Origin of the sequence: Pandoraea aquatica (assembly GCF_902459565.1) — a bacterium.
GTDB classification, from domain to species: domain Bacteria; phylum Pseudomonadota; class Gammaproteobacteria; order Burkholderiales; family Burkholderiaceae; genus Pandoraea; species Pandoraea aquatica.
The window spans coordinates 115,016-140,936 of sequence record NZ_CABPSN010000006.1 but is presented as its reverse complement, the minus strand read 5'-3'; the positions used below and the strand labels follow the sequence as shown (position 1 = coordinate 140,936).

Genomic DNA, 25,921 nt, shown 5'->3' with positions numbered 1-25,921 from the left:
AATTAAGGGCGTCACATACCGGAGTCCTCCGGACATGTGACGCCCTTTTCGTTTCATCGCGCCTGATCGAGACCGCGCTCGCGCCATACGCGCAACCACGTCGCGAGGCCGGTGACAGAGATCTCTGCCTTAGCGTTGAACGTCTGCGCTTTGGGCCACGCGACCCCGTCCTTGCGCGCAAATGACAGCCGGTATTTGCGCATCGTGTCGTCCGGGTGCGCTGCAGCGTCGGCTTTCAACTGCGGTACTTCCCAGCACTCCACCGAGAACGGGCGTCCGAACTCATTCGTCAGCGTGCTTGCCAGTTCGCGGTAAGTGAACGTGTCGCCGGCCACGTGCACGACCTGATCGTCGAACGACGGACGCGACGCGGCGATCTGCGCGGTGAGACGTCCTATGTCCTCCGGCGTCGTGACGGTGAGCGCAAAGTCGGGGTCGCCCAACGCGTGCACAACGCCTCGCTCGACGTCCACCAGCCCGAAGGCGGGCAGCACCACGAAGCTCATGAACATGCCCGTCGAGACGATGGTCCAGCGCACGTCGTTCTGCGCGCGCAGCATGTCGCGCACGTCGAGCTGTTCGTCCCAGACGTCCTGACCGCTGCCCCGGCCGACGACGTCGTAATCGACACCGAACTGCCACGGGATGTAATGCGCGACGCGGGCCTTAAGCACGGCCGCCGTGATTTTGCGCTGCGTGCCGGAACCGCCGACGAAGCCGGTGCAGCAGATGATCTGGTCGAACGGTTGGAAGACGGCGGCGAGCGCATCTTCCGAGGCGGTCGCGAGATCGGCTTCGACGATGTCGACCCGAAGCTCATTCAGCTGCGCAAGTAGTGCCGTGCGTTGCGCCGAATCGGCTGCCGCAGGCCGCAGTAATACGGAGACGGATTCGACGCGCCCGGCATCACGCATCGCGCTCATCTCGCGCAGCACGCATTCGCCGAGTTCTCCCGCGCCAAGCACCAGCACGCGGTTTTCCGAAGGATTTAGAGTGGTCATTTGCAACTCCTGTGAAGTTGCGAATAATAGGGACGTTCCAGCCCTTTGATAAGAAGGTACACGCGTGATACTGCCTCCTGGCATCCCCTCCTTCGAAGCGCTCCTTCAGGAGTCGCAAGCCGCGTGCGACGCGCTCAGCGCAGACGACGACGGCCTCAAGCGCGAGATCCTGGCACATGCAGGCAACCGCTGGTCGCTGGGCGTCGTGCATGCGCTGGGCGTGGGCGGCACGTTACGGCACGCCGAGATTGCGCGTCGGCTCGACGGCGTGACGCAGCGCATGCTCACTCGCACGCTGCGCCAACTGGAGCGCGACGGCCTGATCGCTCGCCACGATTACGACGAAGTGCCGCCGCGTGTCGATTACCGGCTGACCGAGTTAGGACGCGGGTTGCTCGTCGGCATGGTGCCGCTGTGGCGGTGGGTGATGGATAACGCCGACGACTTTCGTGAGTCGCGCAGAGCGTTCGACGTCAAGACGCCCTGAGCCGTCGCCAGCCTGCAAGGCGTTCGGCGGCGTTTTGCGCAACAATGCCTGCACACGAATATCCGGCCCGGAGTTCGAGACAACCGGCCGCCCCCAAAACATCAAGGACACGCGATGCGCAATCTGGATCAACACACGATCACGCAGGAAGCGATCGACCGCCTGGCGGACACGCCGGACCCGCGTGTGCGCGAAGTGCTCACCAGCCTCATCCGCCACCTGCACGACTTCGCACGCGACGTGAATCTGACGGAAGACGAATGGGCCAGGGGAATCGCCTTCCTGACGGCGACCGGCCAGAAGTGCGACGACAAGCGTCAGGAGTTCATCCTGTTAAGCGATGTGCTGGGCCTGTCGATGCTCACCGTCGCGATGAATAATGCGAAGCCGCCGGAATGCACCGAGGCGACGGTGTTCGGCCCGTTCTTCGTCGACGGCGCGCCGCATTACGAGAACGGCGACGACGTGGCGAATGGCGCATCGGGCGAGCCGTGTGAAGTCATCGGCAGCATTCGCGCGCTGGACGGCCGTCCCGTCGCAGGCGCGCGCATCGACGTGTGGCAGGCCGACGCACAGGGCTTGTACGACGTGCAGCGCGACGACCTCGACACCGCGCAAGGACGCGGCGTGCTCCATGCCGACGACGCCGGCATGTACCATTTCCACACGGTGCTGGCCGAGGCCTATCCGATCCCCACCGACGGCCCGGTCGGCGAGTTGCTGGCGGCGACGGCGCGGCATCCGTGGCGTCCCGCGCATCTGCATTTCCGTATCGAAGCGCCGGGCTATGAGACGCTGGTCACGCATGTTTTCCGCGAAGACGATCAATGGCTCGATTCGGACGCGGTATTCGGTGTTCGTCAGTCGCTGATCGCACCGTGGGTCCGCCGTGAAGACGGCAGCTACGCGCTGCATTACGACTTCGTGCTCAATCCTGTCGCCAAGGGCTGAGCGTTATTGAAGCGCTATCGAAGTGTTATCGCAGTCGCAGTCCCCACAGCGCATCGAGCACATGCTGGGTTGAGCGCTCCAGCGGCCCTGTGTGATGCGCGATGCCCAGATCACGCCACAACGCGGGACGTAGCGGCCGCATGGCGATGCGCTCGTCGGTGTGGGGTGTCGTGGCTTCGTGCGGCAGCAATGCCGCGCCATACCCGGCGGCCACGAGGCTCTTGATCGCGTCGTTGTAGTTGAGTTCGATGCGTGGCGTCGGATGATGCCCGGCCGCAGCGAACCATTCGGCCGTCTGGCGCGAAAGCCGGGTCGTACTGTCGTTCAGGATGAGCGGCTGGTCGGCGAGCCAGTCCGGTGTCACGCGTTTGGGCGTCTCCCAATGCGCGGGCACGAACGCCATGACCGGATCGCGACGCCATTGCCGCAGCGTCAGCCCTTTGACCTGCGATTGCGGCAAGGCCACCAGCCCGAGATCGAGTGCGCCGCGATGCAAGCGGCTGAGCGTCTCCTGCGAGGTGAGGATGGCGACCTGCACGTCGATATCCGGATGATCCAGACGCAACGTTTCAAGTGCCTGCGGCAGCAAATGCGCGATGGCCCCCGTCGACGCGCCGATTCTCACCCGTCCCGCCAGCCCCTGCGCATGTCGCTCGATGTCCTCGAGCGTGCGCTCCGCGTCGGCCAGCAGTCGGCGCGCGCGTTCCACCAGCGCCTCGCCGACCGACGTCGGCCGCACATGCCCGCGCTTGCGCGATAACAGCTGTGCGCCCACGCGCGCTTCCAGATCCGAGATATGCAGGCTGACGGTCGGCGGCGAGAGGTGCAGCGCCTGCGCCGCGTCGGCGAACGAACCGCTGTCGGCGACCGCCACCAGTGTCTTCAATCGGTCGAGACTGATCTCTCTCATATCGTCACCGTCACATCGTCGATTGTCGTTCAGAAAAATAGAATTTCAGATTCACGAAATTCAACTTTTTTTATTTCGGTCGTGGCGAGAAGATACCACTTCGACGAGGTTCATGATCCACTGATGGGGTATCCGATATGTCTTCTCCGCTTGTTTTTATCGATGGTGATCAGGGCACCACGGGATTGCAGATCCACGAGCAACTGCGTGGACGCACCGATATTCAACTGCTGACGTTGCCGGACGCCCATCGCAAGGATCCGCAGCATCGCACTGATGCGATCAACCACTGCGATATCGCCATTCTTTGTCTGCCCGACGCCGCGGCACGCGAAGCCGCCGCATCCATCGTCAATCCGCACGTACGGGTGATCGATGCGAGTTCCGCGCATCGCACGCATGCCGACTGGGTGTACGGATTTCCCGAAATGACGAAAGGGCAGGCAGCGCGTGTGGCGAGCGCCAAACGCGTGTCGAATCCCGGCTGCTATCCGACGGGCGCGGTGGGCCTGCTGCGGCCGCTGGTCGATGCCGGACTGATCCCGCGCGACTATCCGATCAGCGTCAATGCCGTGTCGGGGTATTCCGGTCGTGGGCGGGCTGGCGTCGACGAGCACGAGGGACCGAACGCAACGCCGCGCTCGACGCATCGTGTGTACGGGCTGGAGCTGTCGCACAAGCACGCGCCGGAGATCGAACAGCGCTCGGGCCTCGCGTTCCGTCCCCTGTTCCTGCCGTCGTACGGTTCGTACCGGCAAGGCATCGTGCTGACGATTCCGCTTCACGCGCGCTTGTTGGGGCCTGGCGTCGACGGCCGCGTGTTGCACGACGCTTTGTCGGCTCATTACGTCGATGAAAAATTCGTCGAAGTGATGCCGATGGAAGCGCCGGGCGTTGTGAAACAGCTCGATCCGGAGGCGATGAACGGCACGAACGTCATGCAACTGAGCGTGTTCGCGCACCCGGAAAACGGCCAGATCCTGCTTGCAGCGGTGCTCGACAACCTCGGCAAGGGGGCGTCGGGGGCGGCGATCCAGAACCTGGATCTGATGCTTACCCAGTAAAACAGGCGACAGCGGCAAGCCAGCGGCGTCTTCGGACGCCGTTGTTTTGCCCGGGACCTGCCCCCGGGAAATCGCGCGGATGTTGTATCGTCAGGGCTCCCGTAATTTGTTGTTGAAGTCCCCCCGATGATGCCGCTTCACTCCGATCCAGCGTTTTTTCAACTTCTGGCGGATAGCCACGCACGACTGCTTGGCCGCCCGCTCGTCCCGCAAGACATCCCCTCAGAGGACGCCGTCGAATGGCTCTACGAGCACGCGCCGTTTGCCGTGCTCGCACACAATACGGCCACCGATCCGGTGTTCGTGTACGGCAACAAGATAGCGCAGCGCCGCTTTGGCTACGACTGGGACGAAATCACCCGTCTGCCGTCGCGACTGTCGGCCGAAGCGCCGAACCGCGAGGAGCGTCAGCAGTTCCTCGAACGCGTTCAGCGTCTGGGCTACGAGTCGGGCTACAAGGGCGTACGCATCACCAAGACCGGTGAGCGTTTCATGATCGAAGAGGCCACGCTGTGGCAGTTGATCGACGACGACGGCAAGCTGCATGGACAGGCCGTCGTCATTCCGCGCACTCGCGATATGTGATCTGTCGGCGGGGGGGCGGTGCACGTGAGGTGAACGACGTCTCGCGTCACCCCTTCAGCCGTTCACCGATTCGATGGCGATTTCCGGATGCTTGTGGAAGCTGGCGAGCGCGTCGTCGTTGGGGCGCGCGTCGGTGACAAGCGTCCATGCGCGTTCCAGCGGCGTCCAGTGCTGCTGACTCGCGCGGTCGAGTTTGTTCGCTGTCACTAATACATAGACGCTCGCCGACTGGCGGATGATGCATTCCTTGAGCCACGCCTGCTCGGCCGAGGCTTCGCACAGTCCGCGTCCGGCGACGACGCCATCCGCGCCGAGAAACGCCTTGTCAACGGAGACCCGCGAGAGCGCGAGCTGCGCCAGTGGCCCGAGCACGCTCATGCTCGACGGACGCACGTCGCCGCCGATGAGCGTCACCGGCACCTTGTTGGCGGCCAGCGCACCGACGGCGAGCAAATTGTTCGTGACGACCTGCACGCGCTCGCGTCCTGCGAGGAAACGCGCCATCGCTTCGGTCGTTGTGCCGCCATCGAGGAAGATCGTGTCGCCGTCGGCGACATGCGCGACCGCAGCGCGCGCGATAGCGTCTTTCTGTTCGCGAAAACTCTCACGACGCAATTCCAGTGATTCTTCCGGCTCGTGCATGCGCACGGGCGCTGCGGCACCCCCGTATGTGCGCACGATGCGACGCTCGTCGGCGAGTGCGCGCAGGTCGCGCCGCACCGTCGCCTCCGACATGCCGAAGTGCGCACACAGTGCAGCCACATCGGTCATGCCAGACAGGACAGCTTTGAAAATCGCCTCGCGGCGGTTAGCAACTTTCATGGAGGGATCGCTCAATGATACGAATGACGAAGTCTCGCGGGCGAGCGCAATGCCGTCAGGACTGCATCAGCGTGGACTGAAGGCTGACAGCGGGATCGCCGCGCGGCGCGCATAGTGTAGCTTGCGGCGTCCGCAAACCGGTGGGGACGCTGGCAAACGGGTGGGGGAGGGAAGCATTCGGCGCACCTTCCTCTGAAAATGATCGATTCGATCATTTTGGCGATCTCGATGCCTCAGTTTTGATCGATTTCACCCGAGGATAAACCCCTAGTCACAAAATTTGCACATTTTTCTGGCAGCGATTAGACTTCCGTCTGCTCAAATCGATCAAAATAATGATCGATTAATCAATATCGATATCAGTCGGGAGACAACAATGGCTCAAATTCGTATCAAGCGCGGCATCGAACGCGTACCGGGCGGGATGATGATTGTCCCCCTGCTGATCGGCTCGTTGATTGCCACGTTCATGCCGGGCATGCCGAAGTTCTTCGGCTCGTTCACGAATGCGCTGTTCACCGGCGCGCTGCCGATTCTCGCGGTGTTCTATGTCTGCATGGGCGCGAGCATCGACGTGAAGGCCACGCCGTACCTCATCAAGAAGGGCGGCGCGCTGTTCGCCGCCAAGGTGGGCGCAGCTATTGTCGTGGGCATCGTGCTGGGCCACTTCCTGGGCGAAGCGCCGGTGACGTCGGGCATGTTCGCGGGCATCTCCACGCTGGCCGTGGTCGCCGCGATGAACGACACCAACGGTGGCCTGTACATGGCGCTGATGGGCCAGTACGGCCGTTCGGAAGACGTGGGCGCGTACACGATCATGTCGCTCGAATCGGGTCCGTTCCTGACGATGGTCACGCTGGGCGTGGCCGGTCTGTCGGCGTTCCCGTGGCCGACGCTGGTCGGCAGCATTCTGCCGCTGGCCGTGGGCATGCTGCTCGGTAACCTCGATCGCGAAATGCGCGACTTCCTGGGCCGTGCCGTGCCCGTCATGATTCCGTTCTTCGCGCTGGCACTGGGTGCTGGCCTCGATCTGCACAAGGTCTGGCAAGCAGGCCTGCTGGGTATCCTGCTCGGTTTCGCCGTCGTCGTCGTGACGGGCATTCCGCTGTACATCGTCGACCGTCTGACGGGCGGCACGGGCGTGGCCGGTACGGCCGCTGCCAACACGGCAGGGAATGCGGCGGCAGTACCTGCACTGATCGCGGCCGCCAATCCCGTCTATGAAGAAGCGGCCAAGAGTGCGACGCTGCTCGTGGCTGCATGCGTGGTGGTGACCGCCATCGTCTCGCCGATCCTGACGGCCGCCGTCGCCAAGCGGGCGATGGCGCGCAACACGGCAAACGCAGCGAGCTCGGGTAAGGGAGCGGTGCAGTGAGTGTTCTGATTGTCGCCGACGATCTGTCCGGCGCTGCCGACTGTGCCATCGGCTTTACCAATGCCGGACGGCGCAGTGTGGTGTCGCTGGATGTCGAAGGCTTCAACGCTTCGGCACAGGTCGTCGCCATCGACACCGATACGCGGCGTCTCGCACCGGGTGAAGCGGCCGCACGTGCGGTCGCCGCCTGGCAGCGACTGGCGGCACCGGGCCGTCGACTGTACAAGAAAATCGATTCGACGTTGCGTGGCAACTGGGTCGCCGAAGTGGCGGCCTTGCAGCCGCTCGCGGGGCTTGCGGTCGTAGCGCCCGCGTTTCCGGCGACGGGACGCACCGTGCGCAACGGCGAAGTCTTCGTGCGTGGTGTGCCGCTGGCCGAGACGGACACATGGCAACTGGAGCATGAAGGGCAGGAGGCGCGTCTCGCGCCCATGCTGAGCGCGGCCGGTATGGTCACGCAAACGGTGTCCGTCGAGACGCTGCGCGCCGAACTTGTGCAAGTGACATCGGCGTTGGCTGGCATCGTCGCGCAGGCGCGCGCGGTGGGCGTGACGGCGTTGATCGTCGACGCGCAGACCGATGACGATCTCGCCATGCTTGCGCGCGCGAGCACGTCGCTCACGGAAATCTTCTGGGTCGGTTCGGGCGGACTCGCTCGTGAACTGGCCGAATTGCCGGAATTGTTCGAAGTGCCGGAAGGCGCAACGCCGTCGGCAGACGCAGTGAGCAATGTTGACACCTACAACGGCAACGGCCGCGTGTTGACGCTCGTCGGCAGCTTGTCGGCGGTCTCGCGCCAGCAATGTGCGCGACTGTGTGAAGACAATGCCGTCGTGGAGTGGGTTGTACCGCCTGCCGTATTGCGTGCCGGTGCTGCACATCCGCAGAGCGCCGTGTGGTGCGAACGCATCGGCGAAGCCATCGAGGAAGGCACCGACCTGCTCGTGCGTATCGGACGCGACGACGCGTTCGATCCCGCCGAAGGCGCGCAACTCTCGGCGGCACTGGCGGCGCTGATCGCACCGCACTTCGCGAAGTTGTCGGGACTGATCGTCACGGGCGGCGAAACGGCCCGTGCGATGTTGAGCGCAGCGAATATCGGCGCGCTGGAACTGCTGTCGGAAGTCGAACCGGGCGTGGCCGTCGGACGTCCCGCCAACGGTGTGCGCATGCACATCGTGACGAAGGCTGGCGCATTCGGCGGTGAAGCGGCGCTGCACAGCGCCTATCGTCATTTGCGCGCGGCGGCGGACGCAAGCGTCGGTTGACGCGTGCCCTGGACGCAAGCTGCCTACGAAACATCTGGAAATCGCCTCGGCCTGTGCGCCGGGCACCCCCCAAACGAAACGGATATGAACGCAAACGCCATGAACCCTTACCTCCCTGTTATCGGCATCACCATGGGTGATGCGGCGGGCGTTGGCCCTGAAATCATCGTCAAGAGTCTGGCGCACGAGAGCGTTTATCAGCAGTGCCGCCCGGTGGTGATCGGCGACGCGCGCCGTCTGGAACAAGCCATCGCCATCGTGAAGCAGCCGCTCACCGTGCGCCGTATCAAAACGGTCAGTGAGGCGACTTTCGCGCGCGGCGTGATCGAGTGCATCGACCTCGATCTGATCCCGGAAGACCTGCCGTTCGGCGAGCTGTCGGCGATTGCGGGCGACGCGGCGTATCAGTACATTGCGCATGCCGCGAAGCTGGCCGAAGCGGGTGAAATCGACGCGATCTGCACCGCGCCGCTCAACAAGGAAGCCCTGCACGCGGGCGGTCACAAGTTCCCGGGGCATACCGAGATGCTGGCGCATCTGACGGGCGTGGAAGAAGTGTCGATGATGCTGGTCGCGCCGCAACTGCGCGTGATTCACGTGACGACGCACATCGGCATCATCGACGCGATTCGCAAGATCGAGCCGGGGCTGGTGCAGCGCACGATCGAGCGCGGTCATGCGACGCTGGTGAAGGCAGGCATCGCGAACCCGCGCATCGCGGTGTGCGGTATCAACCCGCATGCAGGCGAGAACGGGCTGTTCGGTTACGGCGAAGAGGAAGAGAAGATCGTGCCGGCGGTGCAACTGCTGCGCGAGCGCGGTTGGGACATCGAAGGGCCGCTGCCGGCCGACACGCTGTTCTTCCGCGCCGGCCGTGGCGACTTCGATCTGGTCGTCGCCATGTACCACGATCAGGGCCACGGCCCGGTCAAGGTGCTGGGTCTGGAGGCGGGCGTGAACGTGACCGTCGGTCTGCAAGTGGTGCGCACGTCGGTCGATCACGGCACGGCGTTCGACATCGCAGGCAAGGGCATTGCCGACGAAGGCAGCCTGCTCGAAGCGCTGCGTCAGGGCGCTGAGCTGGCGACGCGTCGCGGCTGATGCGACGAAGGGGGAGGTGGCGCTAACGCGTCACTCCACCCCCATATGACCGCGATCGTTGATTTCGCGGATGAGCGTACGTAGCGCGCCGACGATACGCTCGGTCAGTCCTTGTGGCGGACGTTGCTCTGCCCACACGAGTCCCACATCCATCGACGGCACGCCCGTGCCGAGATCCCGTCGCAGAATCCGTCCGCCATCGATCGACCATGGCCGGTAGACGAGATCCGACAGAATCGACACCCCATACCCCTGCGCCACCATGCTGCGAATCGACTCGATCGAGCGCGTGCGGAAATGCACGACCGGCTCGACGTGCGCTGCATGCCAGTAGCGCTCGACCGTCTGCACGTGCTCGTCCATATCGAGCAGCAGGAAGCGCTGCCCGCGCACGTCGTCCAGCGTGACGGTCGGCTTGTCGAGCAGCGGATGCCCCGGGTTCGTCCAGAGCCGTCGGGTGGAGCGCAGCAACGTGTGCGAGACGAGACCGTCGGCGACGACGTTGGACACCAACAGTAAGGCCAGATCGACGTCGCCCGCGAGCACGGCCGTTTCCAGTTCGCGACGGTCGCCCTCGATCAATGTGAGTTCGACGTTGGGGAAACGCTTGGACAACGTGCTGGCCACCGATGGCAGCAGATAAGCGGAAATCGTCTCCGTGACGGCCAGCCGCAGCCGCCCGCCTGCGTCGTCGGGCAGCGTGCGGGCTTCGTGCAGGGCGTCGTCCGTCGCGTTGAGGATGCGATAGGCGTGCCGCAGGAACCGTTCGCCCGCTTCCGTCGGACGCAGCCCCTTCGCGTGCCGCACGAACAGCGGCGTGCCGACAATCACCTCCAGATTCTGCAAGGCAATCGTCAGCGACGACTGCGATGCGCTGCACCGCTCGGCGGCCCGCATCACTTGCCCGGTCTCGGCGACGGCCACGAAATACTCGATCTGACGCAGGGTTGGTTTCATTTAAAAAATCAATATTGCAAACTATATTTTTTATATTAGTAATAAAACTGCCCGCTGTATAGCATCGGAACATCGCTTCATATAAGAGATGCACGGGACATGGTTCAGGAGGTCAAGCCCGGGTTCTGCACGCTTTGCAGGTCCCGCTGCGGCACACTCAATCGCGTGGAAAACGATGCGCTGATCGCGGTCGAGCCCGATCCGTCGCACCCGAACGGCGCGGCCATGTGCCGCAAAGGCAAGGCTGCGCCGGAGTTGGTGCATCACCCGGACCGCCTCACCACGCCGTTGCGCCGTACTGCGCCCAAAGGGGCCGACGATCCGCGCTGGGAGCGTATTTCGTGGGATGAGGCGCTGACCGAGATCGCCACGCGTCTGGGCGACATCCGTCGCGAGAGCGGGGCGCATTCCGTTGCCTTCGGCGTCACCACACCGAGCGGCACGCCGCTCTCGGACAGCATCGACTGGATCGAGCGCTTCATCCGGGTCTTCGGCAGCCCCAACACCGTCTACGCGACGGAAATCTGCAACTGGCACAAGGACTTCGCGCACGCGTTCACGTTCGGCTGCGGCATGCCGACCGCCGACTATTCGCAAGCGGACGTCATCATGCTCTGGGGGCATAACCCGACGAGCACGTGGTTGAGTCAGGCGAACGCCATCGGGCGCGGCCGCACACGCGGTGCGCGTTTGCTCGTCGTCGATCCGCGCAAAACGCCGCTCGCCGCTGCGGCGGATGCGTGGCTGCCGGTGCGTCCCGGCACGGACGCGGCGCTGGCACTGGGCCTCGCTCGTCGCCTGATCGACGACAACCGGTTCGACGAGACCTTCGTACGCCGCTGGACCAACGCCCCCTTGCTCGTGCGCAACGACAACGGGCACTTTCTGCGTGCGCAGGATTTGGCGACGTTTGCAGCGAACGCTTCACCGGACGCCTTCGTCATCTGGGATGATGCGGCTGCCGCGCCGCAGGGCTACGACACAACCCATGCGCTGACGCGCGACGCCGCCAATCGCGCGGCCCTGCGCGGCGAATTCACCGTCGATGGCCGCGACGGTGCGCGCATCGTCTGCCGCCCGGCGTTCGATCTGCTGTGCGAAGGCCTGGCCCCTTACGACCCGGCAACCGTCAGCGAACTGTGCGGTGTGTCGCCCGAACAACTCGACGCGGCCGCTGCACTTTTCGACGGCACGCAACGCGTCGCGTATCACGCGTGGTCGGGCGTCGCCCAGCACGCGAACGCCACGCAGATCGAGCGCGCCGTTGCCGTGCTGTATGCACTCACCGGCAGCTTCGACCGCCGTGGCGGCAACCGGGTGATGACGCGTCAGCCGGTGAACGCGGTGGCACAACACGAGCTGCTGAGCCCGGAGCAACAGGCGAAAGCATTGGGCATCGACGAGCGTCCGCTGGGGCCGCCTGCACGTGGCTGGGTGACGGCGCGCGACACCTATCGCGCGATCCTCGAAGGCGAGCCGTATCGCGTGCGCGCGTTGTTCTGCTTCGGCACCAATGTGCTGGCGTCGCAGGCCGATTACGAGATGGCGTGTGCCGCGCTCGAAGCGCTCGAATTCCATGTCCATTGCGACTTGTTCGAAACGCCGTCGTCGCGCTACGCCGACATCGTGCTGCCGGTGAATACGCCGTGGGAGCGCGAAGGCCTGCGTCCCGGCTTCGAGATCGACGATCAGGCGGACGCGCTGATTCAGTTGCGTCAGCGCATGGTGTCGCCGCGCGGCGAGTCCCGCAGCGACAACGACATTGTGTTCGACCTCGCCGTGCGGCTGGGCATGGGCGACGCGTTTTTCGGTGGCAGCCTGGAAGCGGGGTGGAATTATCAACTCGCGCCGACGGGGCTGGATGTGCAGACGCTGCGCGCGCATCCCGAGGGCATTTCACGTCCGCAGCCGCAGTACGACCGGAAGTACGCGCGCGGCGAATCCGGTGGCGTGCGCGGCTTCGCGACCGAGACGCGACGCGTCGAACTGTACTCCGAGCGTCTGCTGCGTCACGGCTATCCGCCGGTGCCGGTGCACGTCGCTTCGCATGCATTCACCGACGACGAAGCGCGTCGTTTCCCGCTGGTGCTCGGCTCGACGAAGAACGGTTACTACTGCCATAGCCAGCATCGCGGATTGGCCAGTCTGCGCATGCGCGCGCCGGACCCGCTGGTGCATCTGCATCCCGCGCTGGCCGAACGCAAGCAGATCGCCGAGGGCGACTGGGTGCGCGTGACGACGCCTGCCGGTGTTGCGCGTTTTCGCGTGGCGTTCGACGCGGGTGTCGGTGTGGATGTGCTGCTCGCCGAATACGGTTGGTGGCAGGCGTGCGACAGCGTCGGACGTCGCGGCTTCACCATGACGGGCGAGCAGTCGAGCAACTACAACGCACTGGTGACGACGCAGGACATCGATCCGATCAGCGGTTCGTCGCCGTTGCGCTCGTTCCGCTGCGATGTTGAGCGTGACCCGGCCAGCGATCCCGCGCGTCGCCCGTGGGACGGACTTGCGCGCTTTCGCATCAGCGAACTCGACGCCGCCGCCGACGGCGTGTGCGCCATCGCGTTCGAACCGCTGGACGACGTGGGCCTGCCGGACTATCTCGCCGGTCAGCACGTCACTGTGCGCGTGCCGATCCCCGGTCATGCGAAGCCGGTCACACGGGCTTACTCGCTGACCGGCCCCGCCAATGAGTCTGCGAGACGTGGCTATCGGATCGCCGTGCGACATCAACAAGGGCGCACCGCCAACGGCGAACCGTTTGCGGGCGTCGTGTCCAGTTGGCTGAACACCGGCGCGCGCGTGGGCGACGTGATCGAACTCGGCGCACCGTCGGGACGCTTCGTCATGCCGCTGCAAAGCCGTCAGCCGGTGATCTGCTTCGCTGGCGGTATCGGCATCACACCGTTCCTCTGCTATCTGGAATCGCTGGCCGAACAACGGGCGCGCGGACTGACGCAGACGCCGGAAGTCTGGCTGCACTACGCCAACCGCAATGGCGCGACGCACGCGTTTCGCGATCGTCTGGCGGCGCTGGCGCAGCGGGTGCCCGACGTGCATATCGTCAACTACTACGACGCACCGCGCGACGTCGATGTGTTCGGCCGTGACTACGCGTCGGCCGAACGGCTGTCGGCGGCTGTGGTGTCCGACGACCTGATCGCGCGTCGCGCGCGCGTTTATCTCTGCGGTCCTGAGCCGATGATGGTGGCCGTGATGGGCGGGCTGGCCGCGCGTGGTGTTCCGGCGTTCGACATGTTCAAGGAAGCTTTCCGCTCACCGGCCGCGCCGCGCGTGGATGCCGACGCGGCGTGGCCTGTCACCTTCGCCCGCTCGGGCCGTCAGGCGGTGTGGACGCCCTCGCACGGCAGCTTGCTGTCTTTCGCCGAGTCGCTGGGTCTCTCGCTGCCAAGCGGGTGTCGCGTCGGACAGTGCGAAAGCTGCGCCGTGCGCGTGCTGGAAGGCGAGGTCGATCACATGGGCGATGTGGCGCTCGACGAGCCGGGCATGTGTCTGGCGTGTCAGGCCATACCGCGCGAAGCCGTCGTGATCGATGCTTGAGATCGACCCAAGACTTATCCGAATTTCATCCCCCCAATTCTGAAGAGGACGCAACCCATGCAAATCATCGACGCCGCCGCCACCCGCAACGCTCTCGCGTTTGGCCCGCTGCTCGACGCGCTGAACGCCATGTTCGTGGAAGGATGCGAAGTGCCGCTGCGCCATACGCACGTGATCCCCGATCCGGCGACGGGCGCATCGGTGACCGTGCTGATCATGCCCGCGTGGCAGCCGGGCGGGTTCCTCGGCATCAAGACGGTCAACATTGCACCCGCGAACGCTCAGCGCAGCGTCCCCGGACTGCATTCGACGTATTTGCTGTACGACGCTGCGACTGGCGTGCCGCTCGCGCAGATGGATGGCAACGAGATCACGTCACGCCGCACGGCGGCGGCTTCGGCGCTGGGGGCGGCCTACCTGGCACGCGAAGACGCGTCGCATCTCGCGCTGCTGGGCGCGGGCCGCGTTGGCTCGCTGGTGCCGCCTGCGCATCGCACGGTGCGCCCGATTACACACGTGAGCGTGTGGGACCGTGATGCGAATGCGGCTGCCCGTGTGGTCGACGGTCTGCGAGAGCAGGGCTTCGAGGCGCAGGTGAGCGCGACGGCCAAAGACGCCGTGGCGGACGCCGACGTCGTGACCTGCGCCACGCTCGCGACCGAGCCGGTCGTGCAGGCCGAATGGCTCAAGCCGGGCGTGCATCTGGATCTGATCGGCAGCTTCACGCCGCAGATGCGCGAAGCGGACGACGCCTGCTTTGCCGGTGCGACGTTGTTCGTCGACACGGAGGAAGCGCTGGCGAAGTCCGGCGAGCTGCTCGGACCGATGTCGCGCGGCGTTTTCACGAAAGACGACGTGCGCGGCACGCTGGCCGACCTGTGTCGCGAGGGACGCATCCACCGCAGCACGCAAGACGAGCGCACGGTGTTCAAGGCCGTGGGCACCGCACTAGAAGACCTTGCTGCCGCCATGTTGGTCTGGCGAGCGACGCAGGGCACCTGACCCATCCAATTCAAGCCACATCAAGCAAGGGGAACGCAGGAAATGAAACCGGGAACTTCACTATCGAGCACGACGGAGGCGCCGCACGACGGCGGGCTCCTCGAACGTCTGGCGGCATCGGTCACACGCTGGTCCGAGCGCTGGTTTCCTGACGCCTATCTGTTTGCCGCACTCGCCGTGATCGTGTGTGCGGGCGGGGCGCTTGCTATCGGGGTGCCGGCCGTCAAGGTCGGTGTCGCGTTCGGCGACGGCTTCTGGAGCCTGATCCCGTTCACGATGCAGATGGCCATCGTCGCCATCTCGGGCTATGTGGTGGCGGTCTCGCCGCCGGCGGCCGTGCTGATCCGCAAGATGGCCGCCGTGCCGCGCAGCGGTCGCAGCGCTGTCGCGTATGTGGCGTTCGTGAGTATCGTGCTCTCCTTGTTCAACTGGGCCATCAGCCTCGTGTTCAGCGGTCTGTTGGTGCGTGCGATTGCGCGACGCGACAACATCCGCATGGATTACCGCGCGGGCGGCGCTGCGGCATATCTGGGCATGGGCGCGACGTGGGCGCTGGGTTTGAGTTCGTCGGCCGCGCAGTTGCAGGCGAACCCGGCGAGCCTGCCCAAGGCGCTCATCGAGATCACCGGCGTCATTCCGTTCTCGGACACGATTTTCTTGCCGCAGTCGATGGCGATTGCCGCCGTGCTGACGGTCGTCTCGGTGATCCTTGCGTACTACTCCGCGCCGCGCGACGAACGTGCGAAGGTGGCTGCCGATCTCGGCGTGTCGCTCGACGATGCGTCGAAGCCGTACGTGCGTCCGCAGCGTCCCGGCGACTGGCTCGAATACAGCCCGCTCGTGACGGTGCTGATCGTGGCGCTCGGCGCGTTGTGGATCGGGCATGAGTTCACGACCAAAGACCCGCTGCTCGCCATCTCGAACCTGAACACGTACAACTTTCTGTTCCTGATGCTGGGGATGTTGCTGAACTGGCGTCCGCGCCGTTTCCTCGACGCCATCGCCAAGTCGGTGCCGTCGGTGGCGGGCGTGCTGATTCAGTTCCCGCTGTACGGTGGCATCGCTTACCTGCTGACGAAGGCACCGGGGCTGGATGGCCAGACGCTCTCGCATCATCTCTCGAGCTTCTTCGTGGCGATCTCGTCGCAGGAGTCGTTCCCGGGCGTGATGGGCGTGTACTCGGCCGTGCTGGGCTTCTTCGTGCCGTCGGGCGGCGGCAAGTGGATCATCGAAGCGCCGTATGTCATGCAAGCCGCTAACGATCTGCACGTCCACCTGGGCTGGGCGGTGACGGTGTATAACGCGGCCGAGGCGCTGCCGAACCTGATCAACCCGTTCTGGATGCTGCCGCTGCTGGGCGTGCTCGGCCTGCGCGCTCGCGACGTGGTGGGCTACACGTTCACGCAATTGCTCGTGCACTTCCCGGTGGTCATCGTGATGCTCTGGTTGCTGGCGCAAACGCTGACGTATCACCCGCCGGTCATGCCGTAACGATTAGCGCTCACACGCTCACACGTTTAAGCACAAAAGCGCCTCCCGGGAATTCCGGGAGGCGCTTCGTCTTTTCATCGTCCGTGACAAGCCGTCACGCATCAGTCGGCGCGCGGGAAGTCGAGGTCCGTGTCGTTGATGCGGTTGACCAGATTCGTGAACGTGATGCCCGACATCACCAGCGCGATTTCGATGACCTGCCGCTCCGTGAAGCCGGCGTCGCGAATGCGCTGGTATTCGTTCTTGTCGATGGTGCCGTTGGTGGTGACCAGATTGCGCACGAAGTGAGCGAGCGCGTCGCGATGGTCGTCGCCCGAGACGACACCCGCACGCACGGCACGCATGGCTTCCGGTGCGAGTCCCGACATCTTGCCGATCAGCGTGTGCGCTGCCACGCAGTAGTCGCAACCGCCGACTTCGCTCACGACGAGACGGATCGTCTCGATGTCTTTCTTCGCGAGGCTCGTCTTGCCGATAACGGCGTCGAGCGCGAGGACGCTGGCGAGCACGTCCGGGGCATGAGCGCCGATGGTGGCGTACAGGTTCGGCACCTTGCCTGCGCTCGCCTTGATCTTGGCGAACAGTTCGGCGGTTTGACCGGCGGCGTCTTGCGGCGAGATGGCAGAGATACGGCTCATGACTTGCTCCTTAGGGTTTGAGATACCGCGTCACAGTGGCGACGGCATGGATCACATCTTAGGGAGGATCGGTGATATCTTTAATGCCTGATTTTGTCGGTATCATGCTCAATCGTCTCAATTTGGCTTTGTGGCCGAGGTCGTATGAATTTGCTGGATCGTCTGCTGACGCTGATTCCCGTGACCGGGCAGCTCGATTTCCGTTGCCACTTCGGCGCGCCCTGGCGAATTGACGAGGCGCGCTCGGCCGACAGTCAGATCGTCTGGCACCTGTTGTTGAGCGGGACTGCGACGGTTGCGTCCGGCGACGCGCCGCCGGTCGTCATGACGGCGGGCGACATCGTCATGTTTCCGACCGGGGATGCCCATTCGCTGAGCGAGGGGGAGGGTGGACCGACTGAGCCGCCGCGCTTCGAGCCGGGCGCGGGCTTCACCATCGTGCGGCAGGGCAACGACGACGCGGCCGATGCCGCCGATGTGCTGTGCGGCCGCTTCTTCTTCGGCGCGGTGCCTTATGGCTTGCTTCAGACGTATTTGCCCGCGCGCATGGTCGTGCGTGGCGGACGTCAGGGGGCGAACGGGGATGAAGCCCCTGCGCCCGGCAGCATCGGGGATCGGCTGGCGCGCCTGATCGCCCTCATGCGGGACGAGACGATGGCGCAGGAGCCGGGATGCGAAGCGCTCGTCGGCAATCTCTCCGGCGCGTTGTTCGCAATGACGCTGCGCGCGGCGAGCGAGGGGGATAGTTCTCCGCGAGGGCTGCTGGCGCTCGCTCGCGAGCCGCGTTTGCAACCCGCGCTCGCCGCGATGTTCGATGCGCCGGAGCGAACGTGGTCGTTACCCGATCTGGCGGCGCTGTGTCATATGTCGCGCGCCACGTTTTCCCGACGTTTCGACGAGGCCGCAGGGTGTTCGGCACACGACTTCCTCGCCGAGATCCGCATGGCCATCGCGGGCCGAAAGCTCGCCAATACGACGGCGTCGGTCGCGGACATCGGCGAGTCGGTCGGCTATCAGTCCGACGCCGCGTTTCAGCGCACATTCAAAAAGGTCGTCGGCGTGACGCCCGCGCAATGGCGTACGCGGGCACGGCAGGCAGATCAGAGCGATCAGTCACCGCGCAAGGCCGCAGCCTGACGTTTCCACAACGTCCACGGACGCTCCATCACACCGAGATTCGTTTCCGTCGAGCGTCGGCCTTCCTCTTCGTCGAGATACGTCACCTCGCCGCCGAGCGCGATGGCGCTCGATTGCATACCGGCGTTCAATTCGGTGTAGATCGCGCGATAAACGGCGGCGGGTAAGGTCGGGGCGGTCGCCACGAAGCCATGACCGCGCATGAGCGCGACGTCCGCGTTACCCAGCGTGTCGGCGAGCGCTTTGCCTTGTTCGCCGTTGCGCACGAGCATGTCCGTGCAGCCGAAGCAATGACGGATGTCGAACACCGGTGCGCCGCTGCCGAGAAACCCGGCCATGTGATAGACAGGACGCAGCCGCACCGACGACGCAGCGAACGGAATCACCGATGGCGAATGGCTGTGAACGATGGCCTTGACGTCCGGACGTGCGCGATAGATCTCGCTGTGAATCCACGTCTCCAGATACCGCTTGCGCGTGTCGCCGTCGACCGGCTGGCAATCGAGGTCGAGCGTGAGAATGTCATCCGGCGTGACCAGTTCGGGGGCCATCGATTGGGCGATCAGAAAGTGCGCTGCGTTGCGCGGGTCGCGCACGCTCACGTGCCCGAAGCCGTCGAGCACTTCATGATGCGCGAGGATGTGGTTGGCGGCGGCGAGGTCCTCGCGCAGTTGCGCGATGGAAGCGGCGTCGTGGTCGGTGATCGCCGGTGTGTAGGGAGTGGTGGCTTGCATAGTGGTGTTGTGCAATGAGTATCGATGGTCGGACGGTGACGCGACGGGCCGGGCGGACATCACACCCGCACGGCGGCGCTCACCTCGGGAGGAAACAGATCGTCGGCCTGCATCGGGCGATGGCAGACCCCTTGTTCGAAGGCGAAACGCAGGAAGGCGTCGAGCGTGACGCGGTTGGGCGCGACGCCGTACGGCCACGGATCGCCCCCGAACATCGCCCTGGCTTCGGCCGCACGCTGACTCATCCAGGGCAGCGGGAAGTGCGAGCAGGTGATGTCTTCGAGACGGGCGATGCTCGCGTCCTTCGCCTGTGTGAACGCTTTGATGAGGTTGTTGGCGATCCAGCGATTCGCGGTGAAGACATCGCGTCGCATGACGACCAGATGCATGATCGGGAAGATGCCGCTGCGCTCGAAATAGGCGCGTTCCGCGGTCTCGAAGTCCGGCAGCAGACGCACGACCTCGTGCTCGCGACCGGCGGGTGGTGCCGGCGGACGTGCGCTGAGAATGGCGTCGATCTCGCCGTCGAGCAGCATGGCGGTGAGCGACTTGTCGGGCGACGGGCGATAGCGCACGCCTTCCGGCACGCGCACGGCGACTTTCTCGCGGCGTCCCGCCTGATTCACGCCACCCTGCACCCACTCGACGTCCGTGAGCGCGACGCCCTGATCGTGGGCGAGCCAGCCGCGTGAGTAGACCGACGCGGTCTGCGCCCACTCGGGCACACCGATGCGCTTGCCGCGCAAGTCGCCGGGAGATGCCACGCCGCCGTCTGCCTTCACGTAAAGCGACGACAAGCGAAAGACGCGCGACGGAAACACCGGCAGGCCGATCAGCCGGTCGTCGCCCTGCGAGCGCAGCGACGCGTACTTCGCGAGCGACATTTCCGAGAGGTCCCACTCCTGAAAATGCGTCGTGCGATAGAAGATCTCTTCCACCGGTAGCACTGAGGGCACGAGATCGATGCCGGTGACGGCGATGCGACCGTCGAGCAGATCGCGCACGTGGTCGTAGTCGTTGATGGCGAGGGAAAGCGAGAGTCTGGACATGAGGGGTTCCGAAGCGGGCGTGTCATCGAAAAGACACTGCCCGCGATACGAAAGGAAGAGACGTCAGTGGCCGAAGGCCGGCGCTTTCGGCAGGTTTTCGGGGCGAGCGACGAGGAACACGAGTGCGGCAGCGGTCACGAGCGCTGCGCCGAGCACGAAGAACATCGTGCCTGCGCCGCCCGTCGCCTGTTGCAGCACGCCGGCGATGGCCGGTCCGCACATGGCTCCGACGCGAGCGATGCCGAGATACAGCCCGACGCCGGTGCTGCGAATCTCGGTCGGATAGCTCACCGCCACGAGGTTGTTGAGCACCGTCTGCGTGCCGATGACGAACATGCCCGCCACCACGATGCCCACGAACGTTACCGAGCCGCCGGTGATCGTCGCGAGCACGCCGATGGCCGCAGCACCACACAGCCAAGCAAGCGACATGGCGAGACGGCGATTGCCGATGCGGTCCGCGACCACGCCCGTGAGCAGGCTGCCGAATGCCGACGCGAAGACCAGCAGCGATCCGTAGGCGAAGCTCGTCGAGAGGTTCTCGCCGCGCTTGAGCATGATCGTCGGCAGCCACCCGGACAGGCCGTACGACGAGAACAGCGACAGGGCGCCCATCGACCAGAGGCAGATCGTCTGACGGCGGAATTCGGGCGAGAAGAGCGCCGCGACCGAGCCGGCTTTCACACCGGCATCGGGGGACGTGAACGTCGCCGTCGCGAACTCGGCGGCGCGAGCGGGCCACAGGCGGCTCAACTGCGAGCGGACTTCATCCTGACGGCCGCGACTCGCGAGGAACGACACCGACTCGGGCAGCACGAATTGCAGCGCGAGCGCCAGCACGACCGACAGCGCACCGACGTAGTACATGCTCTGCCAGCCGTACTGCGGAATCAGCCACGCCGCGATGAAGCCGGACGCCGTTGCACCACCGATCCAGCCGCACGAGAAGAACACGATGGTGAAGACGTTCGCGCTGCGTTTCGGCGCAATTTCGTTGATGTACGTGACGGCTACCGGCATCAGCAAGCCCAGCGAGATCCCCATCACGAAACGCAGGGCGATGAACGTGCGCAGGTCGTGGGCAAAGAGCGCGATGGCGAGACTCATCACACCGGACAGCCAGATGCCGGTGAGCAGCACACGGCGACGTCCGATGCGGTCGCTGAACGGTCCCGAGACGGCGGAGCCGGCGGCGAAGCCTGCCAGCCCGCACGAGAGCAGCACGCCGATCTGGCTCGGCGACAGCAGCCATAGCTTGGTGACGTCGTGAACGATGTAGGCGGCGTTGTAGAGATCGAAGCCGTCGAACAGCAGGATCAGCGCCAGCAGCGTCGCGAGCCGATAGTGAAAGGCCCCTAGCGGGGCGGATTGCAGCGCTTCGCGAACGTCGATGCGCTCAGTGGGTCGCGGCGGAAGGTCATGGGCCATGCGTTGTCTCCGGATGGGCGACCTGTCGAATACCGGCGAGCGCCGGTTCGCAGTGTCTTTGTCTGTGTTCCGGAGACGACTTTACTGAGCGATTTTTTGTTTATCAATATTGATTTTTAAAGTCAATATGAATGTGGCATGATGAGCCGCAAACGCGTTGCCACCGGGCGACGCAGCGCGACCGAAGGAGCCGCAGACACCGATGACGCAGCAAACCGACCTGATGACGCGCGAAGAAGTCCTGGCGCTGCTCGATATCAAACCGGCCACCCTGTACGCTTATGTGAGCCGGGGGTTGATCCGGGCGCGTCCGCATGAAGACGGTCGCAAGAGCCTGTATCTGCGTCGCGACGTCGAGCGTCTGGCCACGCGCAAACGCGGGCGCGCACCGACCGGCGCGGTGGCCGAATCCACCATGCGCTTCGGCGATCCTGTGCTGCATTCGGCGATCACCCAGATCACGCCGCACGGCCCGCGTTATCGCAACCGGTTGGCAATCGATCTGGCGAGCGGCGGGGCGTCGTTCGAGTCGGTGGTGCATTTGCTGATGACGGGGATCTGGCAGGACAGCATTGCCGAATGGCCGATGCAGGAAACGCCGTCCGACGTGTTGCGCTTTCTGTCGACGTACGACGGGGAAGTGGCGAGCGCCGACATTGGCAATCTGCTCGGCATGGTGCCGTTCGCGCTCGCCATGCATGGGCGCGGCGCACGCGAGCTGGCCGACGGCACCGCCGTGCAGGCGGCCCGCGCGATGCTGCATTGCATGGTCGGCTGTGTGGGTTTTCTCGGGCCTACCCAGCGCTTCGTTGCGCGTGAGCGCGGAGAGAGTGTTGCGGCGCACGTGCTACGTGCAGCGGGCAGTGCGGTGACACCTGCACGAGTGCGCGCGATGAACGCCGCACTGGTGGTGCTGGCCGACAACGAACTCGCACCGGCGACGTTTTCGGCGCGCGTGGCGGCGTCTACTAATGCGGACCTGTTTGGTTGCGTCGCGGCGGCCATCGGCTCACATATCGGCTTCACCACCGGCACCAGCACCGAAAAGATCGAGACGCTGCTGCTGTGCGAGCCGTTCGATGCGCTCGATTCGCGCATCGGCCGGGTGCGCGAATACGGCGCGAGTCTGCTCGGCTTCAATCATCCGCTGTATCCCGGTGGCGATGCGCGTGCCGATCTGATGATGCAGATGGCGGGCGAGTTGATGCGCGAGACGGACGACGCCACCATCGACGACACGTTGCGCAACAACACGCGTCTGACGCTCGACTTTCTCGAACGCATGCGCACCGAAGTGAACGCGCATGCGGGCCTTGCGACGGGACTGGTTGCACTCGCGCGTGCGCTGGGACTGCCCGACGGCACGTCAACGGCGATGTGGATCATCGGCCGCTCGGCGGGCTGGGTGGCGCACGTCATGGAGCAACGCACGCAGGCGTTCATGCTGCGACCGCGCGCGAAGTACGGCTTTGGTGGGCCGGTGACGGCCGAAACCTTCGAGTCGTTCGACCCGCCCGCCACCCGGTGATCGACGCCGTCTGTCGGACTTCGCAGCGCATGGATGTCAGACGGTTTCGCATAGAGACGGATTGAGGATGTAACAAAAAATTCATATCGGACTGCTAGCCTGCGCGCAGATTTCCCATTCGCACGCGCCCGGCGGCACCCGCCTCGACCCGGAGCCGCCGTGCGCCAAGTAGCGCGGACATGCTCAGAACCAAAGCGAAAAGCACGCCGCAGCCGATATTGTTACTGTGCATCGCGATGATCTGCTACTGCGCTTGCTCTGCCCGTGCCTGGGCGACGGATGTCGCGCCCGGCGCTGCAACATCCGTCGCACCTGCCACGTCAGGCGCATCGGGCGACCTTGCCGCCGAGCCGTCGCTGCACTTCGACATTGCGTCACAACCCCTTCAATCCGCGCTGGAATCGTACGGCGCGTTCACCGACGTCTCCCTCCTGTATGACAGTTCGCTGACGGCCGGTCGCGTCTCTGCACCGGTGCAGGGCGACATGACGGCGCGCGCTGCGCTACGCGTGCTCCTTGAAGGCAGTGGCCTCGCCGCACGTTATACCGGCGCGAAGACGGTGGCGCTGGTGCCGTTGCGCCGCAGCCTGCCGGACAGCGCGGACGACATTCAGATCGAAGCGAATGCGGCGCGTCGGTACTTCGGACTCGTGCAGGCGCGCGTTCACGATGCTTTTTGTGCGCAACCGGTGCTGGCGCAGGGGGCGAGACGCATCGCGCTGCGCTTGTGGATCGATGCGTCGGGACGCATCGGTCCCGTCGGCCTGCTCGGGTCGAGCGGCGACAGCACGATCGACAGACTCGCCGTGGGCGCATTGCAGGGGGTGAGCGTGGGTGAGCCGGTGCCGCCCTCGCTCGCACAACCGTTCACGTTCGTGATCCTGCCCAAGGCGTCGGGGCGTAGCTGGGGCTGTAGTGCCGCCAACGACGCCACGGCCGTGACCCCTGATAAGCCACCTCGCACGGGAGGCCGGAATGGCCGATAGCGCCCGCGCGACACTGCGTGAACTGCTCGTCGAGCGCTACGGGCAACTCAAGACGCTGCTCTCGCGCAAGCTCGGGTCGTCCGATCTCGCGGGCGACGCCTTGCAGGACACGTGGGTGCGGCTGGAGAACACCGAGAACATCGAGCCGGTGCGCAATCCGGGCGCGTATCTGTACCGGATGGCGTACCACGCAGCCATCGACAAGCAGCGTGCCGAGGACCGACGACTCAGCGTCGGCGAAATCGAGACGATGCTCGATCTCGTCAGCCCCGATCCCGGACCCGCACAGATCGCCGAAGCGAATTCCGACCTGCATGAACTCGCGCGAGTGTTGGAACAGATGCCGCAACGCCGTCGCGACATCTTGCTGGCGGTGCGTCTGGACGGCCTCGCGCAGCGCGAAGTCGCCGAGCGTTTCGGGATATCCCTGCGGCTGGTCGAACTGGAGTTGAAGAAGGCGCAGGAATTCTGCGCGGAGCACATCGAACGGTAGGTGTATGACGCGGCGCGTGACACGGCTTTATGACGGTCATGCGACACGACAAAAAATAATGGCAAAAAAACTGCGGATTCTGCCGATGGGAAACGTCATGTAATCAGGACGTCCCGAAAACCCATGGATGCATGGGCGACATCGAAGGCAGAATTCAGGGCGCACGCTACGGCGATGCGTTCCCGCAGGCAGAGGATCGACAGACACACCCGATATGAAGGCATCACCCGACAACCCGACCGGATCTGCCACCGTGCAGGCCTCGCATGACGCGCAGCGTATGCAGCGCGACGCCCACGCGTGGGTGCGACGCCTTACGTCCGGCGAAGCCACCGTGGCCGACGCGCAGGCGCTCCAGCAATGGTGCGACGCAAGCCCCGCGCATGCCGCGGCGTTTGCCGACGCCCGGCGTTTGTGGCGCGATCTCGGCCCGGCGGGTGAGGTGGTGCGTGCGCGCGAGCGTGCCGAGGCACGTCGTCCGGCGCGCGTGGGACGACGCGTGTTCCTGGGCGGTGCGCTGGCTTCCGTGGCGGGCGTCGGTGCGGCGGTGATCGCACCCGCAGGGCTCTGGGGCGCGATGACGTCGCTCGCGCATGCGGACTACCGCACGTCGGCAGGCGAACAACGGCAGATTGCGCTCGCCAACGATGTCACGGTCAATCTCAATACGCGCACGAGCATTGCCTTGACGGAGAAGGGGAGTGACGTGAGGGCAACGTCGTCGCAAGGCGTGCGTCGGGGCGTCGATCTGCTCGATGGCGAAATCGCCGTCGACAACTCGCGCAGCGCAGCGCCGTTCGTCGTCACGGCGGGCGATGGCCGCGCTATCGGCACGCTGGCCAATTTCGAAGTGCGCAATCTCGACACGCGTGTCTGCGTGACATGTGTGTCCGGTAACGTACGTGTCGAACTCGGCGGCAACAGCGTGCAGTTGGCCGCGCACCAGCAAGTGATCTATCAAGGGCAAAGTCTCGGGCGCGCGACGACCGTCGATACGACCGTCGCCACCGCGTGGCGCTCGGGGGTGCTGATCTTCCGCGACACGCCGCTGTCCGACGTCATCGGCGAGATCAACCGCTATCGTGCGGGACGTGTGGTGGTGTTCGACAGCCACCTCGCGCAGAGCCGCCTGAGCGGGCGATTCCGTATCGATCGTCTCGACGAAGTCTTTGCGCAGATGCAGGAAGTGCTCGGTGCGCGTGTGACGCAGTTGCCGGGCGGCGTGGTCGTCGTGGGCTAGCAGAAGTTATAGGTCGGAGCGCGGCACGGGTTCGGAGGCGCAACAATTTCGAGTGCGGCTTTGCGGGTTTCGGAAATGAGCGTCGTCATCAAAGGGAAGGCCGCTTGCATCGA

23 protein-coding genes are annotated in these 25,921 nt (G+C 64.9%); 15 read left to right on the top strand and 8 right to left on the bottom strand.

The annotated features are described in order from the left end of the window. Positions 1-53: 53 nt before the first annotated feature. Positions 54-1,001: an aromatic alcohol reductase gene (locus PAQ31011_RS19560; protein WP_150577391.1), complete on the bottom strand. Its 948-nt coding sequence runs from the start codon at positions 999-1,001 to the stop codon at positions 54-56. A 64-nt stretch (positions 1,002-1,065) separates the two neighbouring features. Here PAQ31011_RS19560 and PAQ31011_RS19555 point away from each other — a divergent pair, with 64 nt between their 5' ends. After that, positions 1,066-1,488 (top strand): winged helix-turn-helix transcriptional regulator, encoded by a 423-nt coding sequence (locus tag PAQ31011_RS19555; RefSeq protein WP_246179672.1) that lies wholly within the window; start codon positions 1,066-1,068, stop codon positions 1,486-1,488. A 114-nt stretch (positions 1,489-1,602) separates the two neighbouring features. Next, positions 1,603-2,439 carry an intradiol ring-cleavage dioxygenase gene (locus tag PAQ31011_RS19550; RefSeq protein ID WP_150577390.1) on the top strand — a complete coding sequence of 279 codons (837 nt, stop codon included), beginning with the start codon at positions 1,603-1,605 and terminating at the stop codon, positions 2,437-2,439. Positions 2,440-2,464: 25 nt separating this feature from the next. Here PAQ31011_RS19550 and PAQ31011_RS19545 read toward each other — a convergent pair whose 3' ends face one another. Further along, entirely contained in the window at positions 2,465-3,349 is an 885-nt protein-coding gene (locus tag PAQ31011_RS19545; RefSeq protein WP_150577389.1) for a LysR family transcriptional regulator, read from the bottom strand. A gap of 137 nt (positions 3,350-3,486) precedes the next feature. Between PAQ31011_RS19545 and argC the strand changes: the two genes are divergently transcribed. Together argC and PAQ31011_RS19535 are read left to right on the top strand one after the other, a co-directional pair. Beyond that, positions 3,487-4,413, top strand: a complete 927-nt coding sequence (argC, locus tag PAQ31011_RS19540; RefSeq protein ID WP_150577388.1) for an N-acetyl-gamma-glutamyl-phosphate reductase — start codon at positions 3,487-3,489, stop codon at positions 4,411-4,413. A gap of 129 nt (positions 4,414-4,542) precedes the next feature. After that, entirely contained in the window at positions 4,543-4,998 is a 456-nt protein-coding gene (locus PAQ31011_RS19535; protein ID WP_174990212.1) for an MEKHLA domain-containing protein, read from the top strand. A gap of 54 nt (positions 4,999-5,052) precedes the next feature. Here PAQ31011_RS19535 and PAQ31011_RS19530 read toward each other — a convergent pair whose 3' ends face one another. Next, positions 5,053-5,820 carry a DeoR/GlpR family DNA-binding transcription regulator gene (locus PAQ31011_RS19530; RefSeq protein ID WP_150577386.1) on the bottom strand — a complete coding sequence of 256 codons (768 nt, stop codon included), beginning with the start codon at positions 5,818-5,820 and terminating at the stop codon, positions 5,053-5,055. Positions 5,821-6,196: 376 nt separating this feature from the next. On the opposite strand from PAQ31011_RS19530, the gene PAQ31011_RS19525 reads away from it, so the two are divergent. From PAQ31011_RS19525 to pdxA, 3 genes are all read left to right on the top strand, one after another. Further along, entirely contained in the window at positions 6,197-7,195 is a 999-nt protein-coding gene (locus PAQ31011_RS19525; protein ID WP_150577385.1) for a 2-keto-3-deoxygluconate permease, read from the top strand. After that, positions 7,192-8,463: a four-carbon acid sugar kinase family protein gene (locus PAQ31011_RS19520; RefSeq protein ID WP_150577384.1), complete on the top strand. Its 1,272-nt coding sequence runs from the start codon at positions 7,192-7,194 to the stop codon at positions 8,461-8,463. Before PAQ31011_RS19525 ends, PAQ31011_RS19520 begins: the two co-directional genes overlap by 4 nt. Positions 8,464-8,562: 99 nt before the next feature. After that, entirely contained in the window at positions 8,563-9,564 is a 1,002-nt protein-coding gene (gene pdxA, locus PAQ31011_RS19515) for a 4-hydroxythreonine-4-phosphate dehydrogenase PdxA (protein ID WP_150577511.1), read from the top strand. Between the two features lie 30 nt (positions 9,565-9,594). Here the strand turns inward: pdxA and PAQ31011_RS19510 are convergent, their stop codons facing one another. Further along, positions 9,595-10,521, bottom strand: coding sequence for a LysR family transcriptional regulator (locus PAQ31011_RS19510; RefSeq protein WP_150577383.1), 927 nt, complete (start codon positions 10,519-10,521; stop codon positions 9,595-9,597). 99 nt (positions 10,522-10,620) lie between these two features. Between PAQ31011_RS19510 and PAQ31011_RS19505 the strand changes: the two genes are divergently transcribed. From PAQ31011_RS19505 to PAQ31011_RS19495, 3 genes are read left to right on the top strand one after another with little or no spacing between them, the layout of a single operon-like run. Continuing rightward, entirely contained in the window at positions 10,621-14,082 is a 3,462-nt protein-coding gene (locus PAQ31011_RS19505; RefSeq protein WP_150577382.1) for a molybdopterin-dependent oxidoreductase, read from the top strand. 57 nt (positions 14,083-14,139) lie between these two features. Next, positions 14,140-15,084: a bifunctional Delta(1)-pyrroline-2-carboxylate/Delta(1)-piperideine-2-carboxylate reductase gene (gene lhpI, locus PAQ31011_RS19500; RefSeq protein WP_150577381.1), complete on the top strand. Its 945-nt coding sequence runs from the start codon at positions 14,140-14,142 to the stop codon at positions 15,082-15,084. A 42-nt stretch (positions 15,085-15,126) separates the two neighbouring features. Further along, positions 15,127-16,575, top strand: coding sequence for a short-chain fatty acid transporter (locus PAQ31011_RS19495; RefSeq protein WP_150577380.1), 1,449 nt, complete (start codon positions 15,127-15,129; stop codon positions 16,573-16,575). A 101-nt stretch (positions 16,576-16,676) separates the two neighbouring features. Here the strand turns inward: PAQ31011_RS19495 and PAQ31011_RS19490 are convergent, their stop codons facing one another. Then, on the bottom strand, positions 16,677-17,213 hold the full coding sequence (locus tag PAQ31011_RS19490) for a carboxymuconolactone decarboxylase family protein (protein WP_150577379.1): 537 nt from the start codon (positions 17,211-17,213) through the stop codon (positions 16,677-16,679). A 144-nt stretch (positions 17,214-17,357) separates the two neighbouring features. Here PAQ31011_RS19490 and PAQ31011_RS19485 point away from each other — a divergent pair, with 144 nt between their 5' ends. Continuing rightward, entirely contained in the window at positions 17,358-18,350 is a 993-nt protein-coding gene (locus PAQ31011_RS19485) for a cupin domain-containing protein (protein ID WP_150577378.1), read from the top strand. Here PAQ31011_RS19485 and PAQ31011_RS19480 read toward each other — a convergent pair. The 3 genes from PAQ31011_RS19480 to PAQ31011_RS19470 all read right to left on the bottom strand — a co-directional run bounded on the left by PAQ31011_RS19480 (position 18,323) and on the right by PAQ31011_RS19470 (position 21,561). Then, entirely contained in the window at positions 18,323-19,084 is a 762-nt protein-coding gene (locus PAQ31011_RS19480) for a class II aldolase/adducin family protein (protein ID WP_150577377.1), read from the bottom strand. The genes PAQ31011_RS19485 and PAQ31011_RS19480 overlap by 28 nt on opposite strands. A gap of 59 nt (positions 19,085-19,143) precedes the next feature. Beyond that, complete coding sequence (locus PAQ31011_RS19475) at positions 19,144-20,133, bottom strand: substrate-binding domain-containing protein (protein WP_150577376.1); 990 nt, start codon at positions 20,131-20,133, stop codon at positions 19,144-19,146. Between the two features lie 63 nt (positions 20,134-20,196). Continuing rightward, the gene (locus PAQ31011_RS19470) at positions 20,197-21,561 is read right to left on the bottom strand and encodes an MFS transporter (protein WP_150577375.1); all 1,365 of its coding nucleotides are present in this window, start codon (positions 21,559-21,561) and stop codon (positions 20,197-20,199) included. A 202-nt stretch (positions 21,562-21,763) separates the two neighbouring features. Between PAQ31011_RS19470 and PAQ31011_RS19465 the strand changes: the two genes are divergently transcribed. The 4 genes from PAQ31011_RS19465 to PAQ31011_RS19450 all read left to right on the top strand — a co-directional run bounded on the left by PAQ31011_RS19465 (position 21,764) and on the right by PAQ31011_RS19450 (position 25,808). Next, positions 21,764-23,089 carry a citrate synthase gene (locus tag PAQ31011_RS19465; RefSeq protein ID WP_246179671.1) on the top strand — a complete coding sequence of 442 codons (1,326 nt, stop codon included), beginning with the start codon at positions 21,764-21,766 and terminating at the stop codon, positions 23,087-23,089. A 179-nt stretch (positions 23,090-23,268) separates the two neighbouring features. Further along, the gene (locus PAQ31011_RS19460; protein WP_150577374.1) at positions 23,269-24,075 is read left to right on the top strand and encodes a secretin and TonB N-terminal domain-containing protein; all 807 of its coding nucleotides are present in this window, start codon (positions 23,269-23,271) and stop codon (positions 24,073-24,075) included. After that, the gene (locus PAQ31011_RS19455; protein ID WP_150577373.1) at positions 24,065-24,568 is read left to right on the top strand and encodes an RNA polymerase sigma factor; all 504 of its coding nucleotides are present in this window, start codon (positions 24,065-24,067) and stop codon (positions 24,566-24,568) included. Before PAQ31011_RS19460 ends, PAQ31011_RS19455 begins: the two co-directional genes overlap by 11 nt. A gap of 214 nt (positions 24,569-24,782) precedes the next feature. Further along, positions 24,783-25,808: a FecR family protein gene (locus PAQ31011_RS19450; protein ID WP_174990202.1), complete on the top strand. Its 1,026-nt coding sequence runs from the start codon at positions 24,783-24,785 to the stop codon at positions 25,806-25,808. The last annotated feature ends 113 nt before the right edge of the window (positions 25,809-25,921 follow it).

Coding starts and splice junctions, on each gene's coding strand:
- PAQ31011_RS19535 (WP_174990212.1), top strand. CDS start 4,543: ATGCCGCTTCACTCCGATCCAGCGTTTTTTCAACTTCTGGCGGATAGC.
- PAQ31011_RS19460 (WP_150577374.1), top strand. CDS start 23,269: ATGCTCAGAACCAAAGCGAAAAGCACGCCGCAGCCGATATTGTTACTG.
- PAQ31011_RS19450 (WP_174990202.1), top strand. CDS start 24,783: ATGAAGGCATCACCCGACAACCCGACCGGATCTGCCACCGTGCAGGCC.
- PAQ31011_RS19545 (WP_150577389.1), bottom strand. CDS start 3,349: ATGAGAGAGATCAGTCTCGACCGATTGAAGACACTGGTGGCGGTCGCC.
- PAQ31011_RS19550 (WP_150577390.1), top strand. CDS start 1,603: ATGCGCAATCTGGATCAACACACGATCACGCAGGAAGCGATCGACCGC.
- PAQ31011_RS19465 (WP_246179671.1), top strand. CDS start 21,764: ATGACGCAGCAAACCGACCTGATGACGCGCGAAGAAGTCCTGGCGCTG.
- PAQ31011_RS19525 (WP_150577385.1), top strand. CDS start 6,197: ATGGCTCAAATTCGTATCAAGCGCGGCATCGAACGCGTACCGGGCGGG.
- pdxA (WP_150577511.1), top strand. CDS start 8,563: ATGAACCCTTACCTCCCTGTTATCGGCATCACCATGGGTGATGCGGCG.
- PAQ31011_RS19530 (WP_150577386.1), bottom strand. CDS start 5,820: ATGAAAGTTGCTAACCGCCGCGAGGCGATTTTCAAAGCTGTCCTGTCT.
- PAQ31011_RS19475 (WP_150577376.1), bottom strand. CDS start 20,133: ATGTCCAGACTCTCGCTTTCCCTCGCCATCAACGACTACGACCACGTG.
- lhpI (WP_150577381.1), top strand. CDS start 14,140: ATGCAAATCATCGACGCCGCCGCCACCCGCAACGCTCTCGCGTTTGGC.
- PAQ31011_RS19560 (WP_150577391.1), bottom strand. CDS start 1,001: ATGACCACTCTAAATCCTTCGGAAAACCGCGTGCTGGTGCTTGGCGCG.
- PAQ31011_RS19510 (WP_150577383.1), bottom strand. CDS start 10,521: ATGAAACCAACCCTGCGTCAGATCGAGTATTTCGTGGCCGTCGCCGAG.
- argC (WP_150577388.1), top strand. CDS start 3,487: ATGTCTTCTCCGCTTGTTTTTATCGATGGTGATCAGGGCACCACGGGA.
- PAQ31011_RS19480 (WP_150577377.1), bottom strand. CDS start 19,084: ATGCAAGCCACCACTCCCTACACACCGGCGATCACCGACCACGACGCC.
- PAQ31011_RS19470 (WP_150577375.1), bottom strand. CDS start 21,561: ATGGCCCATGACCTTCCGCCGCGACCCACTGAGCGCATCGACGTTCGC.
- PAQ31011_RS19495 (WP_150577380.1), top strand. CDS start 15,127: ATGAAACCGGGAACTTCACTATCGAGCACGACGGAGGCGCCGCACGAC.
- PAQ31011_RS19505 (WP_150577382.1), top strand. CDS start 10,621: ATGGTTCAGGAGGTCAAGCCCGGGTTCTGCACGCTTTGCAGGTCCCGC.
- PAQ31011_RS19485 (WP_150577378.1), top strand. CDS start 17,358: ATGAATTTGCTGGATCGTCTGCTGACGCTGATTCCCGTGACCGGGCAG.
- PAQ31011_RS19490 (WP_150577379.1), bottom strand. CDS start 17,213: ATGAGCCGTATCTCTGCCATCTCGCCGCAAGACGCCGCCGGTCAAACC.
- PAQ31011_RS19455 (WP_150577373.1), top strand. CDS start 24,065: ATGGCCGATAGCGCCCGCGCGACACTGCGTGAACTGCTCGTCGAGCGC.